The 14,026-nt window shown below is 67.8% G+C and carries 11 protein-coding genes; 6 read left to right on the top strand and 5 right to left on the bottom strand.

Annotated features, from left to right (window positions below; genetic code table 11):
• Entirely contained in the window at nucleotides 1-2,391 is a 2,391-nt protein-coding gene (locus C2R22_RS18405; protein ID WP_103427059.1) for a xanthine dehydrogenase family protein molybdopterin-binding subunit, read from the top strand.
• Nucleotides 2,391-3,272 (top strand): FAD binding domain-containing protein, encoded by an 882-nt coding sequence (locus tag C2R22_RS18410; RefSeq protein ID WP_103427060.1) that lies wholly within the window; start codon nucleotides 2,391-2,393, stop codon nucleotides 3,270-3,272. Before C2R22_RS18405 ends, C2R22_RS18410 begins: the two co-directional genes overlap by 1 nt.
• Nucleotides 3,273-3,367: 95 nt before the next feature.
• Here C2R22_RS18410 and C2R22_RS18415 read toward each other — a convergent pair whose 3' ends face one another.
• The 3 genes from C2R22_RS18415 to C2R22_RS18425 form a co-directional block, all read right to left on the bottom strand.
• Entirely contained in the window at nucleotides 3,368-3,577 is a 210-nt protein-coding gene (locus C2R22_RS18415; protein ID WP_103427745.1) for a TOBE domain-containing protein, read from the bottom strand.
• An 86-nt stretch (nucleotides 3,578-3,663) separates the two neighbouring features.
• Nucleotides 3,664-4,533 carry a hypothetical protein gene (locus tag C2R22_RS18420; RefSeq protein ID WP_103427061.1) on the bottom strand — a complete coding sequence of 290 codons (870 nt, stop codon included), beginning with the start codon at nucleotides 4,531-4,533 and terminating at the stop codon, nucleotides 3,664-3,666.
• Between the two features lie 37 nt (nucleotides 4,534-4,570).
• Nucleotides 4,571-8,266, bottom strand: a complete 3,696-nt coding sequence (locus tag C2R22_RS18425) for an LAGLIDADG family homing endonuclease (RefSeq protein WP_103427062.1) — start codon at nucleotides 8,264-8,266, stop codon at nucleotides 4,571-4,573.
• 123 nt (nucleotides 8,267-8,389) lie between these two features.
• Here C2R22_RS18425 and C2R22_RS18430 point away from each other — a divergent pair, with 123 nt between their 5' ends.
• From C2R22_RS18430 to C2R22_RS18440, 3 genes are all read left to right on the top strand, one after another.
• Nucleotides 8,390-9,118 carry a type 1 glutamine amidotransferase gene (locus C2R22_RS18430; RefSeq protein WP_103427063.1) on the top strand — a complete coding sequence of 243 codons (729 nt, stop codon included), beginning with the start codon at nucleotides 8,390-8,392 and terminating at the stop codon, nucleotides 9,116-9,118.
• A 69-nt stretch (nucleotides 9,119-9,187) separates the two neighbouring features.
• Nucleotides 9,188-9,532, top strand: coding sequence for a thioredoxin family protein (locus C2R22_RS18435; protein WP_103427064.1), 345 nt, complete (start codon nucleotides 9,188-9,190; stop codon nucleotides 9,530-9,532).
• Between the two features lie 120 nt (nucleotides 9,533-9,652).
• Entirely contained in the window at nucleotides 9,653-10,999 is a 1,347-nt protein-coding gene (locus tag C2R22_RS18440; RefSeq protein WP_103427065.1) for an FAD-dependent oxidoreductase, read from the top strand.
• 5 nt (nucleotides 11,000-11,004) lie between these two features.
• Here the strand turns inward: C2R22_RS18440 and C2R22_RS18445 are convergent, their stop codons facing one another.
• Nucleotides 11,005-12,549 carry an SLC13 family permease gene (locus C2R22_RS18445; RefSeq protein ID WP_103427746.1) on the bottom strand — a complete coding sequence of 515 codons (1,545 nt, stop codon included), beginning with the start codon at nucleotides 12,547-12,549 and terminating at the stop codon, nucleotides 11,005-11,007.
• A gap of 120 nt (nucleotides 12,550-12,669) precedes the next feature.
• Here C2R22_RS18445 and C2R22_RS18450 point away from each other — a divergent pair, with 120 nt between their 5' ends.
• A complete protein-coding gene (locus C2R22_RS18450; protein ID WP_103427066.1) occupies nucleotides 12,670-13,302 on the top strand; it encodes a hypothetical protein in 633 nt (210 codons plus the stop codon).
• Between the two features lie 19 nt (nucleotides 13,303-13,321).
• Here the strand turns inward: C2R22_RS18450 and C2R22_RS18455 are convergent, their stop codons facing one another.
• Entirely contained in the window at nucleotides 13,322-13,972 is a 651-nt protein-coding gene (locus tag C2R22_RS18455) for a hypothetical protein (protein WP_103427067.1), read from the bottom strand.
• Between the last annotated feature and the right edge of the window lie 54 nt (nucleotides 13,973-14,026).

A 14,026-nucleotide genomic window follows, 5' to 3' on the forward strand; every position in this document is an offset into this window, starting at 1 on the left:
ATGGGCGTCGAGTCGAAAGACGCGGCGGAAGTCGACGCCGCGGACATCCTCGGGTCGGCAATCGAGCGCCGCGAGGACCCCGCGCTCCTGACGGGCGACGCGGAGTACACCGACGACATCCAACTCCCGCGGATGTGCCACGTGGCCATCAAGCGGAGCCGACACGCCCACGCCGCCATCGAGGGAATCGACACGAGCGCCGCCGAGGAGATGGACGGCGTCGTCGACGTCTTCACCGCCGAGGACCTCGACGTTCCCGGAAAGCTCCCCGTCGGGTGGCTCCTCGACACGCTGAAGCAGGTCGACCACCCGATTCTCGCCTCGGAGCGCGTCCGCTACCAAGGTGACGCGCTCGCCGTCGTCGTCGCCGAGGAGCGGTATCTCGCCCACGACGCGGTGGGACGGATCGAAGTCGACTACGACATCCTCGACGCGGTGACCGACCCCGCCGACGCCCTCGCTGACGACGCGCCGGCCCTCCACGACGACGCCGCGGGTAACGTCGCGTTCGACTGGGAGATCGGAGACCGGGAAGCGACCGACGCCGCCTTCGAGGACGCCGACCACGTCGTCGGACTGGACCTGGAGAACCAGCTCCTCATCCCGAACGCGATGGAGCCGCGGGCGGCCGTCGCGGAGTACAACCCCTCCGAGAACGAGTTGGCGGTCCACATGACCACCCAGAACCCCCACCTCCACCGCCTGCTCATGTCGGGCGTCATCGACCACCCCGAGCACAAGCTTCGGGTGCGCGCGCCGGACGTCGGGGGCGGCTTCGGATCGAAGATCCACCACTACGCCGACGAGGCGCTCGTCGCCATCGCCGCCAAACGAGTCGAGCGGCCGGTCAAGTGGCAGGCGACCCGGACGGAGACGTACCTCACCGACGCGCAGGGCCGGGGTCACCAGACGCACGCCGAAATCGCCGTCGACGACGACGGCACCATCCAGGGGCTCCGCGTGGACACGAAGGCGAACCTCGGGGCGTACCTCTCGACGTTCGCGCCGTCGGTCCCGACCTACCTCTACGGCACACTGCTGTCGGGACAGTACGACATCCCGACCATCCACTGCGCCGTCGAGGGGGCGTTCACGAACGTCCCGCCCGTGGACGCCTACCGCGGCGCGGGTCGCCCGGAGGCGTCGTTCGTCGTCGAGCGGCTCGTCACCCTCGCCGCGAGGGAACTCGGGGAGGACCCCGCCGAGTTCAGGCGACAGAACTTCGTCCGGGAGTTCCCCCACGAGACGCCCGTCGCCGTCGTCTACGACAGCGGCGATTACGAGAAACCCCTGGACAGGGCGCTGGAGATGCTCGACTACGAGGAGTTCCGCGAGCGCCAGGCCGAAGCCCGCGAAGAGGGTCGCTATCTGGGCGTCGGCTTCTCGGCGTACATCGAGGCCTGCGGCCTCGCCCCCTCCGAACTCGCGGGACAACTCGGTGCACAGGCCGGCCTCTGGGAGAGTTCGCTCGTCCGCTTCCACCCCTCGGGGACGGTGACGGCGTACGTCGGCACGTCCGGCCACGGCCAGGGCCACCAGACGACGTTCGCCCAGATCGTCGCCAACGAACTCGGCATCGACTACGACGACGTCGAGGTCGTCGAGGGCGACACGGACGAGATCCCGCAGGGGATGGGAACCTACGGCAGTCGGAGCGCCGCTGTCGGCGGGAGTGCCCTCGTCAAGAGCTCCGAGAAGCTCGTCGAGAAGTCCCGCGAGATCGCCGCCCACCAACTCGAAGTCGCGTCGGAGGACGTCGAGTTCGAGCGCGGCGAGTTCAGCGTGACGGGCGCGCCCGACCGCTCCATCCACATCCAGGCGGTCGCCCAGCAGTCGTACCTGGCGCACGACCTCCCCGAGGGGATGGAGCCCGGGCTCGAAGCCACCTCCTTCTACGACCCGGAGAACTTCGTCTTCCCGTTCGGCGTCCACGCGGCCGTCGTCGAGGTCGACCCCGCGTCGGGCGAAATCGACTTCGAGAGGTACGTCGCGGTCGACGACGTCGGCAACCAGATCAACCCGAAGATCGTGGAAGGCCAGATTCACGGCGGCGTCGCCCAGGGCGTCGGGCAGGCGCTCTACGAGGGCGCCGAGTACGAGTCGAACGGCCAGTTGCTCACGGGGTCGATGCAGGACTACACCGTCCCCAAGGCCGTCCAGATCCCGTCGATGGAGACCGACTCGACCGTCACGCCGAGCCCGGTGAACCCGCTCGGGGTGAAAGGCGTCGGGGAGGCGGGGACCATCGCCGCGCCGCAGGCGGTCGTCAACGCCGTCTGTGACGCGCTGGAGCCGTTCGACGTGGACCACATCGACATGCCGCTGAAGGCGGAGACGGTGTGGCGCGCGACCAGTGAGACGACGGTGGCGACCGACGGGGGTGAGGAGTGATGTACCCCGACGAGTTCGAGTACCACCGCGCCTCGACGGTCGAGGAGGCGCTGGACCTGCTCGACGAGTACCCCGCTGCCGAGATTCTCGCCGGCGGCCACAGCCTGCTCCCGACGATGAAGTCCGGCCTCGCCAGCCCGGACCACCTCGTCGACATCGGCCACATCGACTCGATGCGCGGCATCGACGCCGACGGCGACACCGTCTCGGTCGGCGCGCTCACGACGTACGCCGACGTCGCCGACTCCGACGTGGTACGGGAGCACGCGAGCATCGTCGCCGAGACGGTCCACGAAATCGGCGACGTTCAGGTCCGAAACAGGGGGACCGTCGGCGGCAACGTCGCCCACGCCGACCCCGCCTCGGACCTCCCCGGTGCGATGCTCGCCGCCGACGCGACGATGGTCGCTCACGGACCCGACGGGTCCCGAACGATTCCCGTCGACGACTTCTTCCTGGGGATGTACGAGACCGCACTCGCGGAGGACGAACTGCTCACGGGCGTCGAACTCCCGTCGCAGCCGGACGTCGTCAGCGCCTACGCGAAGAAGCCGAGTCCGTCCTCGGGGTACGCGATGGTCGGCGTCGCCGTCGCGCTCTCTCACGACGGGGGCGTCGTCGGCGACGCTCGGGTCGGAGCGAACGGCGTCATCGACCACGGCGTCCGTCTCGAACCGGTCGAGGAGGCGCTCGAAGGGGAGGAACTCGACGCCGACACCGTCGAGAACGCCGCACAGCGAGCGAGTGTCGACGACGAATGGCTCCCGATGGAGGACCTCCAGGCGTCGGCGGAGTTCCGCGAACAGCTCCTCAGGGTGTACACCGAACGGGCGCTGACCGAGGTGGCCGAGCGAGCGGGGACGGTCGTCGTCTCGGCGTGAGGACGAGACGGCGACGTCGCCGTGGCTGAACGGGAGGAGACGGAGTCCGACGCGGACGACGCGGACGGGGTGACCCGCGGACGGATGCACCCCACTTAGTGGGCGTCGATCATCACTTCGGTCGCCTTGACCACCGCGTCGACCTCGCTGCCGGCTTCGAGGCCCAGGCGGTCGGCGGACCCGCTCGTGATGATGGCCGTCACGGTCTGCCCGCCGTCGAGTTCGACGACGACTTCGGCCATCAACCCGCTCGTTTCGACGCGCTGGACGGTTCCGGACAGCCGGTTGCGAGCACTGAGACTCATGCCGGAGAGGAGGTCGCGCGCGGACATAACGGTACCCTGACACGCCGTGGAACGTCACGAGTGACAGGGTGACGGCTCGGTCGAGGTCAGTCGCGGGCGACGAGCCGACGAGACAGGTGCGTCCGGGCGCCGTACGTCGCGTAGACGGAGAGTCCGAACGACGCTACGAGCGGCAAGAGCGGGTAGAGGTACGGCGTGCCGAACCCCGCGAGGAGCCCCACCGCGTTCAGCGCGGCGAGGACGAGCGCGGCGAGGAGCGGGAGGGTGAGCCCGCTCAGCAACAGGACCGTGACGAACTCCGCCGCGCGTTCCCCGCGCTCGTCGGTGTCGACCAGGGCCACTCCCGCGGCCGCACCGAGGACGACGCTCACCACGGTGCCGAGCGAGCCGTCGAGGGCGTACGTGTCGCGCGTCGCCGCGAGGTACTGCCCGTAGAGGACGAAACCAGCGAGACCGACCAGGAGCCCACACAGCGCGCCCTGGACGGCACCGAGCAGCCGGTTGCGCCGTCGGGCGTACCAGCCGGGGTCGACACGGTACGCGAGCGCGTACGCGCCCCCCAGCACGAGCACGGAGACGAGACTGGGGAGCGCGAAGTACGGGACGGTGAAGAGGCGGTCGCCGAGCGCCACGTCGAACGCGAGCGTCGGGACGATGGCGAGCGCCCAGCCAGCGAGGAGCGCGCCGACGAACACGACGCGTCGCCGATGGGCCGCGTGCGAAATCGAGCCGCGACCGCTCGTCATCCACCGGTAGCCGCCGTAGCCGCCGACGAGGAGGCCGAGCGGCGCGGCGAACTGAATCGAGGTCACCCACCCGGGAGCGAAGAACGCCTCGGTCGTCGCCCGGTAGTAGTTCCGGAGGAAGCGACCGAGGCTGTCGAGCAGGAACGCCTGAACCAGTCCCCACTGGAGGGCGGCGACGAACGCGTGTCGGCGGGAGGGCGACGCGGTCATGCCACTTTCGTCACCGCCGGTGGCTGTAAAGCCGTCGTCAGGTCGTCCGCAAGTGGTTCTGTTGCGGCTCGTACACCTCGCCCTTGCGACGGAGCTTCTCGATTTCGTCCTCGGCCTTCGAGCGGTCGAGACCGAGGTCGGTCTCTGCGCGGTCGAGCACCTCGTCGAGCGGCGCGCCCTCCTCGTACTCGCTTTCGAGTTCCGAGATGAGCCCCTTGAGGTTCTTGATGCGGTCGCGCTGGGTCTTCGACCTCCCGGTCTCGATGACGTCGGCGTCGAACTCCCCGGTCTCGGGGTCGACCCCGATGGCCTCCAGGCAGGAGCGGACGATGCGGATGACGCGCTCGGCGTCCTCGGCCTCGACGGTGTCGGAGAGGCGGACGCGGGCGGAGGCCTCGGCGAGGCGGACGAGCGCTTCGAGTTTCCGGGCCGTGACGGGGACCGGGGCGTCCTCGTCGGCGCCCTTCGCCCGGAGGTCGACGTAGAACTCGCGGATGGCCGCCCGTGCCTCGTCGGTCATCGTCGGGAAGCAGTTGCGCTTCGCGTGGGCGATGTACTTCCGCAGGAGTTCGGGGTCGATGACGGGTTCTACCTTCTCGGTGGCGGCGTCGACCTCCTCCTGGGTGAAGTTCGAGTTCGTCATCCGCGTCCGCTGGGTGTTCAGTTCGCCCGCGTAGTTCGTCTGCAGGATGTGATCGGCGAGGTCGCCGTCCTTCTCGGGGTCGGGCTGGTCCGTGACCGTGAAGATGAGGTCGAACCGCGAGATGAGCGCGGGTTCGAGGTCGATCTGTTCGCCGATGGGTTCGTACTGGTCGAACCTGCCGTATTTCGGGTTGGCTGCGCCGAGCAACGAACATCTGGATTTCAGCGTGGCGTTGATGCCGGCCTTCGAGATGGAGATCGACTGCTGCTCCAGCGCTTCGTGCATCGCCGAGCGGTCCTCCGAGCGCATCTTGTCGAGTTCGTCCACCGCCGCGATGCCCTTGTCCGCGAGGACGAGCGCGCCCGCCTCCAGGGTCCACTGCTGGCCGTCGCCGAAGTCGTCTCTCACGGCCGCCGCCGTCAGCCCGGCCGCGCTGGAACCCTTCCCCGAGGTGTAGACGGAGCGTGGGGCGATGTGTCGGACGTACGAGAGCATCTGAGAGTTGTGCGAGACGATATTATTCGAGAGATACGTGTGTGTCTCCGCGACTTCGAGGTCGTACACCCACTTCTCGCTTGGAGCGATAGCGTCGATCGACTCGATTCGGTCCCACGCGAGGTCGTTCTCGGCGAGTGTTCGAAGTCGCTCGACGTGTTCTCCTGCGGCGAGCGCGTCCTCGATTCGTTCGAGCAGCCTGTCTCGAGCGGCTACGACGCGACCTCCATCCGGGACGACATCGTTGCGCTCGTAGTAGCTCACAGCGGTCTGTTCGACTCCCATCACTTCCGAAAGGGCCGCCTGTGAGACGTTCAGTTCGTCGCGAACCGCGCTGACGTCGCTCCAGTTTCCGGATTCGATTCGGAGTTTCGTCTCACGAAGCCACCGAAGTCGCTCTTCGAAGGCATCGACGACTGCCTGGAGAGAATTTCGACTCGGATTTCGGTCGCCTCGCTCGTAGTGCTGGTACGTCGAGCGGGAGAGGCCACACTGGGACTGTGAGAGGTGAAGCGTCTCTCGAATCGAACGTAATCGGTCACCGATGTTGGGGACGACATCAACGTTCGTGTTCGACGGCCGTCCGTCGAACGAACGCGAGGCGAGGTTTTTTCGCTCGGTGACAAATCCGATGTGCTCCACGTACCGCTGGAAGTCCTCGCCACCGATTCGAAGGCGGTAGCTGCCGTTCTTCCGCGGTTGGAGGCTCGAAACGATACCGAACGAGAGGAGGAGTGACCTGACCCCTTCGAGGAGTTCACGGCTCATCGATGCGACAGTGACCTCACGCTGTGTCGTGGACACGTGGCACTCGGAGTCGACGTACGCCCGAAGGAACTCGCGCTTCGTCCTGAGTGTCGCGCTTCGAATCGAATCCGGAACGCGCTGGTCAACAGAGCGTTTGAGGATTGCCGGGTCGAGGTTTGCGAGGAAACTGGCGAGTTCGCCCGCGTTACATCGAACCCGCTTCGCAGACGTACCCGCTCGTGGTCCTTCGACCGTGTACGAGAGGCCGAGCGAACCGAGCGCGTCAGCCACGTCTTCGAGTATCTCTTCGTCGTTGTTCGTGACTCTGACGTCGCCAGTGTTGTCGTCTCGAAGGACGACGTGCCCTTCCGCGATGACGTATCCGACGAGCCGTGCGAGTGACGGAGTCCACGCGTCCGGGAGATCGACGTGGACAGCGTTGTATGACCGGGAGCGGCGATAATCGACGTCAAGCGTATCGTTCCCCTTCACTGCGACCGTTCGAGGTGTCGCGATGAACTCGCCTTCGGTCAGCGTGTCAGCCGTTCGAGCGACAGGTGTACCGTCGGCTTGAGTGAAGAGTGGATGCGACGGCGTGACCTCGATCTCGTTTCCACTGGCCGTGCGTATGCGGTACATCTCGTCCGGTGCTTCGCGTTTCCAGACCTTCGTCGCGCGTTGCTCGGTGAACGTCCCGTCCGGTCGCATCGATGGGACGGCGATGTCGACCTCGTCCCAGACACCGTCGTCGACCGGTTTCGGGTCGTCGAGGTTCGACTCGACGAGTTCACGGATCGGACGCTCGGTTCCATCCGCGAGCGTTACACGAGTGTCCCCGCCGACACACTTCCCGGTCCCGGGGTCCCCGATCAAGAGCATGTGCAGGTCACCTCTGATACGAGAGCCGTCGGGGAGGTGTTTGGTGACGCCCGAGAAGAGCTGGAGGATCATCGAGAGCTTCTCCTGGTCGTAGCCGTAGATGGAGGGGGCGACGGAGGCGACCATCTCGTCGTAGATGTCGTCGTGGTTCGAGAGCTCGATGATCTCCGTCTTGTCCTCGTCGGTGATCTCCATGTCCTCGAACTCCTCGTCCTCGATGGTGATGGAGACGCCGTCCATGTAGAGGTCGAAGATGGGCGTCTTCTCGTTGTTCGAGGTCTGCTGTTCGATGTGGAGCACGCCGTTGAGCGTGACGTGGTCGCCCGCCGTCACCTTCCCGGTGATGTCGTCCTCGATGTTGATGTCGATGCTCTGTGGCGTCTCACCGCCTCTCAGGTCCTCGGGCGACTCCTGGATACGGATCTTCTGTGAGTCGACGAACTCCGACTGGTCGAAGTTCACCCGGAACGGCCCCTGTCGTTCACAGCCCTGACACTCGTGAGGCTCCTGGAAGCCGCTGTCCTGCTGGGGGATGTAGGTCATCGTCCCACAGCGCTGGCACTCGAAGGCGGCTTCCGTTATCTTGGGGCGGACGTCCGTTGCCTTGCGGACGATACCCTGGACGGACACCAGCTTCCCGATGTGGTCGTCGTGGACCCGGATGTTCCGGATGTCGATCGACTCGGGGATGTTCTGGAGGCGGACGTGCGCCTGGCCGAGGCTCACGTCGACCGGGAGGTCGTAGAGGCGGAGGGCCTCCTCGGCGTACTTCTGCAGTTGGTCGGGCTTGGCGAGGTAGTCCTCGGCGAGGTCGGGGTCGAAGGTGTAGAGGTCGTCGTAGTCGACGTACAGCGAGCGCTGCTCGTTGGGGTACCGCTGGGCGAGCCGACCGATCTCGTCGCGGTAGTAGTTGCGGTAGAACTGGATGAACCGCTCCGTGAGTTCCTGGTTCTGCGGGGCCTGCGCCATCGCACACTCATTGTTCGTACTCGGCTAAAGAGTCTTGGCTACCGGGCCGAAAGTGAACGAGTTCTCCCGGTAGCCGACGGGACGACCGCTGGACTTTTATTGTTATTGTGAGTAGTACACAATATGAACAAGACTAATGCGACAGCCCCGACCATCGTGCTGCTCGACGCGTCGGTGGGTGAGACGCCCGCCGAGCGGAATTTCAGGCGTGAACTCGACGCCGACGTCCGGGCGTACAAGGTGAGCGAGGGGGAGTTTCCACCCCGGGTCGACACGGGGTTCGGATTCGACGCCGTCGTCGTCTCCGGGTCGCAGACGTCGGTGTACGACGACGAACCGTGGATCGAGCGGACGGAGGCGTGGGTCCGCGAGGCAGTCGACGCGGGGGTGCCGCTTCTCGGCGTCTGCTGGGGGCACCAACTGCTGGCGCAGGCGGTCGGGGGGGAGGTCGACCCGATGGGTGGGAGGGGCGAACTCGGGTACGAGACCGTCCGTCGAACGGACGAGGACGACCCGCTGTTCGACGGTATCGGCCCGTCGTTCGTCGCGTTCGAGACGCACACCGACGAAGTGACCGCGCTCCCGTCCGCGGCGACACCCCTCGCCGAGACCGACCGGGCGCTGCAGGGGTTCCGCGTCGAGAACGCGTGGGGCGTCCAGTTCCACCCGGAGTACGACCGCGACACCGCCCGGTGGGTCACCGAGCACAAGCGTGGCTGGCTCACGGACGAGACGGTCGACGGAGTCCTCGCCACCATCACTCCCGAGCGCCACGCGGAGACAGCGCAGGCGACGCGGGTGTTCGACACCTTCCTCGCGTTCGCCCGGCGCCGACGCTCGCGTGTCGAGTGAGACCGCGGCAGATTATAATGTGTGTTCTACACACAACTGTTAAGACCACACACCGTCTACGACGTGTGCATGACGAACGCAGCGACCGACGCGAGAGACGAACCGATACGGATCGAATCGGCCGACCACTTCGAGGAGGTGGTCGACCGAGACGGGGTCGTTCTCGTCGACTTCCACGCGGAGTGGTGTGGCCCGTGTAAGATGCTCGAACCGACCGTCGAGGCGGTCGCGGCGGAGACGGACGCGGTCGTCGCGACGGTCGACGTCGACAGCCACGGCGGACTCGCCGCGCAGTTCGGCGTCCAGGGCGTACCGAACCTCGTCTTCTTCCGGGACGGGGAGCCACAGAAACGGGCCGTCGGCGTTCAGAGCAAGGAGGCGCTGACCGCCGTGGTCGCGTCGCTGACTCGGTAGGCCGTCGCCGACGCCGTAGTCGCTCGCTGACCGACAGTCGGTGACCGGCGACGCTGTCTCTGTTCTTAGTATTGTATAATTTTCACAATCTATTTGCGTTCCAAGCGAGTAGTTTCGGGCATGGACCCCATCGTCATCGTCGGCGGCGACGCGGCCGGGATGAGCGCGGCGAGCAAGTTCAAGCGCGAGCGTCCCGAGCGGAGGGTGGTCGTCTTCGAGAAGGGTCGGTACGTCTCCTACGCCGCCTGCGGGATGCCGTACTACGTGAAAGGGGAGGTCGAATCGCTCGACGACCTGCTCACCGTGACGCCGGAGGAGTTCGTCGAGGAACGCGATATCGACCTCCGTCTCCACCACGAGGTGGTCGACATCGGCGCCGAGAGACGGGAGGTCGTCGTGGAGGGACCCGACGGCCGGTTCAGCCAGCCGTACGACCGGTTGCTCGTCGCGACGGGCGCCCGAGCGGTGGTCCCGCCGTTCGAGGGGATGGACCTGACGGGGGTGTTCACGATGCACTCGCTCCCCGAGGCCGAGGCCGTCCGCGACTTCCTCCTCGCCGAGGAACCCGACGCCGTCGCCGTCGTCGGCGGCGGCTACGTCGGCATCGAGATGGCCGAGGCGTTCGACGCCCACGGCGTCGAGGTTCACCTCTTCGAGATGCTGCCGCACGTCATGGCCCCGTTCGGCGAGACGGTCGCCGAGCGCGTCGAAGAACACCTCCGAGAGGAGGGCGTTCGCCTCCACCTCGACACCGCCGTCGAGCGGTTCGTCGGCGACGAGGGAGTAACGGGAGTCGAGACGGGCGACGAGGTGGTCGCCGTCGACCTGGCGCTGGTCGGCGTGGGCGTCGCGCCGAACACCGACCTCGCCGAAGCGGCAGGAATCGAACTCGGCGAGACCGGCGCCATCGCGACCGACGAGTACGGGCGGACCAGTGTCGAGGGAGCGTTCGCCGCGGGCGACTGCGCCGAGGCGCGGCACGTCGTCACGGGCGAACCGGACCACGTCCCGCTCGCGCTGACCGCCAACCGGGCGGGACGGGCTATCGGGCAGACGATGGCCGGCGACGAGACGCCCGTCGGCGAGATTGCGGGGACCGCGGTGGTGAAGGCGTTCGACCTCACGGCGGCCCGAACCGGGATAATCGACGAGGGGCGCGCTCGCGAGGCGGGCTTCGACCCCGTATCGGTCACCATCACCGACTCCTCGCGGGCGCACTACTACCCCGGGGCCGAGGAAATCACCGTCACGATGCTCGGCGACCGCGAGTCGGGGCGGGTGCTGGGTGCGACGATGGTCGGTCGTGAGGGGGTCGCAAAGCGCATCGACACCGTCGCCGTCGCGCTGCACGAGCACGCGACGGTGGAGGCGCTCTCGTACTACGACCTCGCGTACGCACCGCCGTACAGCCCGGTGTGGGACCCCGTGCTCACGGCGGCGAAGGTGCTCGACGGGAAACTCGTCTGACGCGCTCACCCGAGGACGACCGGCCAGACGAACCGGACGAGCACCAGCGCGAGCAGGGTCGTCAGGAGGATGACGACGCCGTCGAGGAGGCCGCCCGCGCGGAGCATGTGTTCGCGGTCGAGGTAGCCCGCGCCGAAGACGATGGCGTTCGGCGGGGTCGCCACCGGGAGGGCGAAGCCGTAGCTGGCGGCGACCGCACCCGTCACCGCGAGCATCACCGACGCCGACGTGGCCGAGGTGCCCAGCGCGTCGGCGTAGGCGGGTCCGACGTTGACGAGCAGCGGCGCGAGGATGGCCGCCATCGCCGTGTTCGAGGCGAGTTCACCGACCACGACGGTCCCGGCGACGACGACGAGGAGGACGACGACGAGCGGCGCACCGACGAGCGCGCCGAGCGTCACCTCGGCGAGCCACGTCGTCGCCTCCGTGTCGGCGAGCGCGTTCGCCAGCGAGATGCCGCCGCCGAGGAGAAGCAGCGTCCCCCAGTCGATGTCGACGACGTCGTCCCACGCGACGGCGTCGGTGACGACGAGCGTCGGGACGGCGAGCAAGCCGACGACCACGTAGAACAACAGCCCCTGGTGGCCGGTCGTCCCGAAGGCGCTCGTGCCCGCGCCGCCGAAGAGCGTGACGCGCCAGACGGGTGGAAGGTACTCGACGAGGAGGAACTCGAAACCGCCGAGCAGCCACAGGGCGGCGGTGGCGGCGAAGATGGCGACGGTCCGTCGCGCCCGCGGCGAGAGCGGACCCATCGCCCGGAGCTGGTCGGCGGCGCGCGTTCGCGCCTCACGGACGTCGTACGCGGCGGGCGGGTAGACGACGTAGGTGAGGAGCACCCACGCGACGGGGAGCGTGACGACGACGAGCGGGAGGCCGACGGCGAGCCACTCGACGAACGTGATCTCCACCCCCAGCAACTCGCGCAACTGACCGACGACGATGGCGTTCGGGGGCGTCCCGACGAGCGTGCCGACGCCGCCCAGGCTCGCCGCGTACGCCACGCCGAGGAGCATCGCTATCTGGAAGTTCGACGCCTCACTCGCTCCCTCGTCGGCCTCGACGACGGGGGTGACGCTCGCGACCACGCCGACGACGACGGGGACCATCATCGCCACCGTGGCGGTGTTCGAGACGACCATCGAGAGGAGCGCCGTCGCCACCATCGCACCGAGAACGAGCCCCCGGGCCGAGGTCCCGAAGCGGACGATGAGCACCAGCGCCAGCCGGCGGTCGACGTCGTGGTGACTCAGCGCCTCGGCGAGGACGAAGCCCGAGAAGAGCAGGAAGATGACGGGGTCGGCGAAGCCCGCGACGGCGTCGCCGAACGAGGGGTAGACGCCGAAGGCGACGAGCAGGAGGGGAATACAGAGCGCCGTGAGCGCGAGCGGGAGCGCCCCGGTGATCCAGAGGATGGCCGCGAACGCCATCGTCGCGAGCGCGAACTGACCCGTGGCGGTCAAAGAGGGGGGCGTCGGCGCGGCCACGACGGCGGCCACGACGACGACGGCGACGGCGAGCGTGACCAGTCGAAAGCGGGGTGAGGGAGACACCTTGAACTCACTCGTGTTCACCCCTCGGAGTGACAGTACATACCGTTTCCCCGACCGTCGGCTGGCCACGCACGCCGGGTGACACCGAGCGCTTTTGTCACTCCGAGAACGGTGTCGGGCATGGACCGCCGAACGTTCCTCGAAGCGGGTGCCGCGGTCGGAGTTGGTGGGGTGGTGGGTTGTGCGGCCCCGTCGAGCGGTACGGCGTTTCGAGACGGGTTCGAGGACGGCATCGACGACTGGACGAGCGACGCGGCCATCGGGCCCGAGGTGAACGTCGCCGACTTCGAGTGGGAGGTCGACGTCTCGACCGAGGAGGCGTTCGAGGGGGAGCGGAGCCTCCGAATCCGGAACGAGGGCTCGTACGACGACGGAACGACGTGGGCCGGTCGCTCGCTCCCTGTCGAACCGGGGCGAGCGTACACCGCCACGGTGACCGCCCGGTACTGGAGCGAGTCCGAGTCGTTCAACACGCTCAGGGACGCCGTGATGCGACTCGGTCCCGAACCGCCCGAATCGGAAGCGGACTTCCCGAATCCGGGCGTGAACACCACGGCGCTCGGGGAGACGCCCTACGGCGGGCTTCGCGAACCGCTGTGGCTCGCGGCAGGCTGGCGCGAGTACCGGTTCGAGTGGACGACCCCGCGCCTCTCGACCGACACGCTCCACGTCGCGCTCGGCACGAGCGTCATCTGGGAGGGCGACGCGACCCACTTCGTCGACGACCTCTCGGTCGCGCTGCGTCCGCGGTGAGCAAACGGCGAACGGCGTCTCATCCACTCCCGCGCGTAGCGACCAGTCGCCCGAGCAGTACCCACCCGACAGTCAGCGGGAGGAACGCGAGGTTCGTCCGGACGAGAGCCGTCCCGAACGAGAGCGGGAGGGCCGAGAGGAACCGGAGACCGACGAGGAGCGTGGTCAAAAGCGGTGTTACGGCGAGGACGCTCGCGGTGAGCGGAGGCGAAGCAGCGAGTCGTCGGAGGCCGACGCCGAGCAGTCCGACGCCGACGAACACGAGACCGAAACCGAGCAGGAACGCCCAGGTGAGCAGGAGGCCAGCGGGGTCTTCGCCCGTCGCGGGAACGGCCCGAAATCCCGCACCGACGAAGACGACGACGCGCCGTCCGAGGAGTCCGGCGACCAGAACCATCCCGACGGCCGTCAGCCCGAACCCGAACCTCCCGGCGCGGCCGAGTCGGCCGCCGAAACGGAACCACGCCCCGACGAGGCCGCCAGCCATCAGGAGCCAACCGACGAACGAACCGACGTCGAACCCGGTGGCCACGTAGGGCCGGGTGCCGAACCTGACGAGCGCGAACCACGGCATCGCGAACCAGAGGACGGTCCCGACGACGGCACCGGCCCCGGTCCACGTGACCCACCGCCCGGCGTCAGCGCTCCGAGCGTCGACCGGCGTGTCCATGTGACCACCGTCTCACCCCCGACGGAAGGGACTGTCGCGTCCGGTGACCGTCGG

Origin of the sequence: Salinigranum rubrum, from assembly GCF_002906575.1 — an archaeon.
Classification (GTDB): Archaea; Halobacteriota; Halobacteria; order Halobacteriales; family Haloferacaceae; genus Salinigranum; species Salinigranum rubrum.

Excerpts from the sequence above, each read along its gene's own strand:
- C2R22_RS18420 (WP_103427061.1), bottom strand. The coding sequence starts at position 4,533 with ATGACCGCGTCGCCCTCCCGCCGACACGCGTTCGTCGCCGCCCTCCAG.
- C2R22_RS18435 (WP_103427064.1), top strand. The coding sequence starts at position 9,188 with ATGACGAACGCAGCGACCGACGCGAGAGACGAACCGATACGGATCGAA.
- C2R22_RS18410 (WP_103427060.1), top strand. The coding sequence starts at position 2,391 with ATGTACCCCGACGAGTTCGAGTACCACCGCGCCTCGACGGTCGAGGAG.
- C2R22_RS18425 (WP_103427062.1), bottom strand. The coding sequence starts at position 8,266 with ATGGCGCAGGCCCCGCAGAACCAGGAACTCACGGAGCGGTTCATCCAG.
- C2R22_RS18450 (WP_103427066.1), top strand. The coding sequence starts at position 12,670 with ATGGACCGCCGAACGTTCCTCGAAGCGGGTGCCGCGGTCGGAGTTGGT.
- C2R22_RS18455 (WP_103427067.1), bottom strand. The coding sequence starts at position 13,972 with ATGGACACGCCGGTCGACGCTCGGAGCGCTGACGCCGGGCGGTGGGTC.
- C2R22_RS18415 (WP_103427745.1), bottom strand. The coding sequence starts at position 3,577 with ATGAGTCTCAGTGCTCGCAACCGGCTGTCCGGAACCGTCCAGCGCGTC.
- C2R22_RS18440 (WP_103427065.1), top strand. The coding sequence starts at position 9,653 with ATGGACCCCATCGTCATCGTCGGCGGCGACGCGGCCGGGATGAGCGCG.
- C2R22_RS18430 (WP_103427063.1), top strand. The coding sequence starts at position 8,390 with ATGAACAAGACTAATGCGACAGCCCCGACCATCGTGCTGCTCGACGCG.
- C2R22_RS18405 (WP_103427059.1), top strand. The coding sequence starts at position 1 with ATGGGCGTCGAGTCGAAAGACGCGGCGGAAGTCGACGCCGCGGACATC.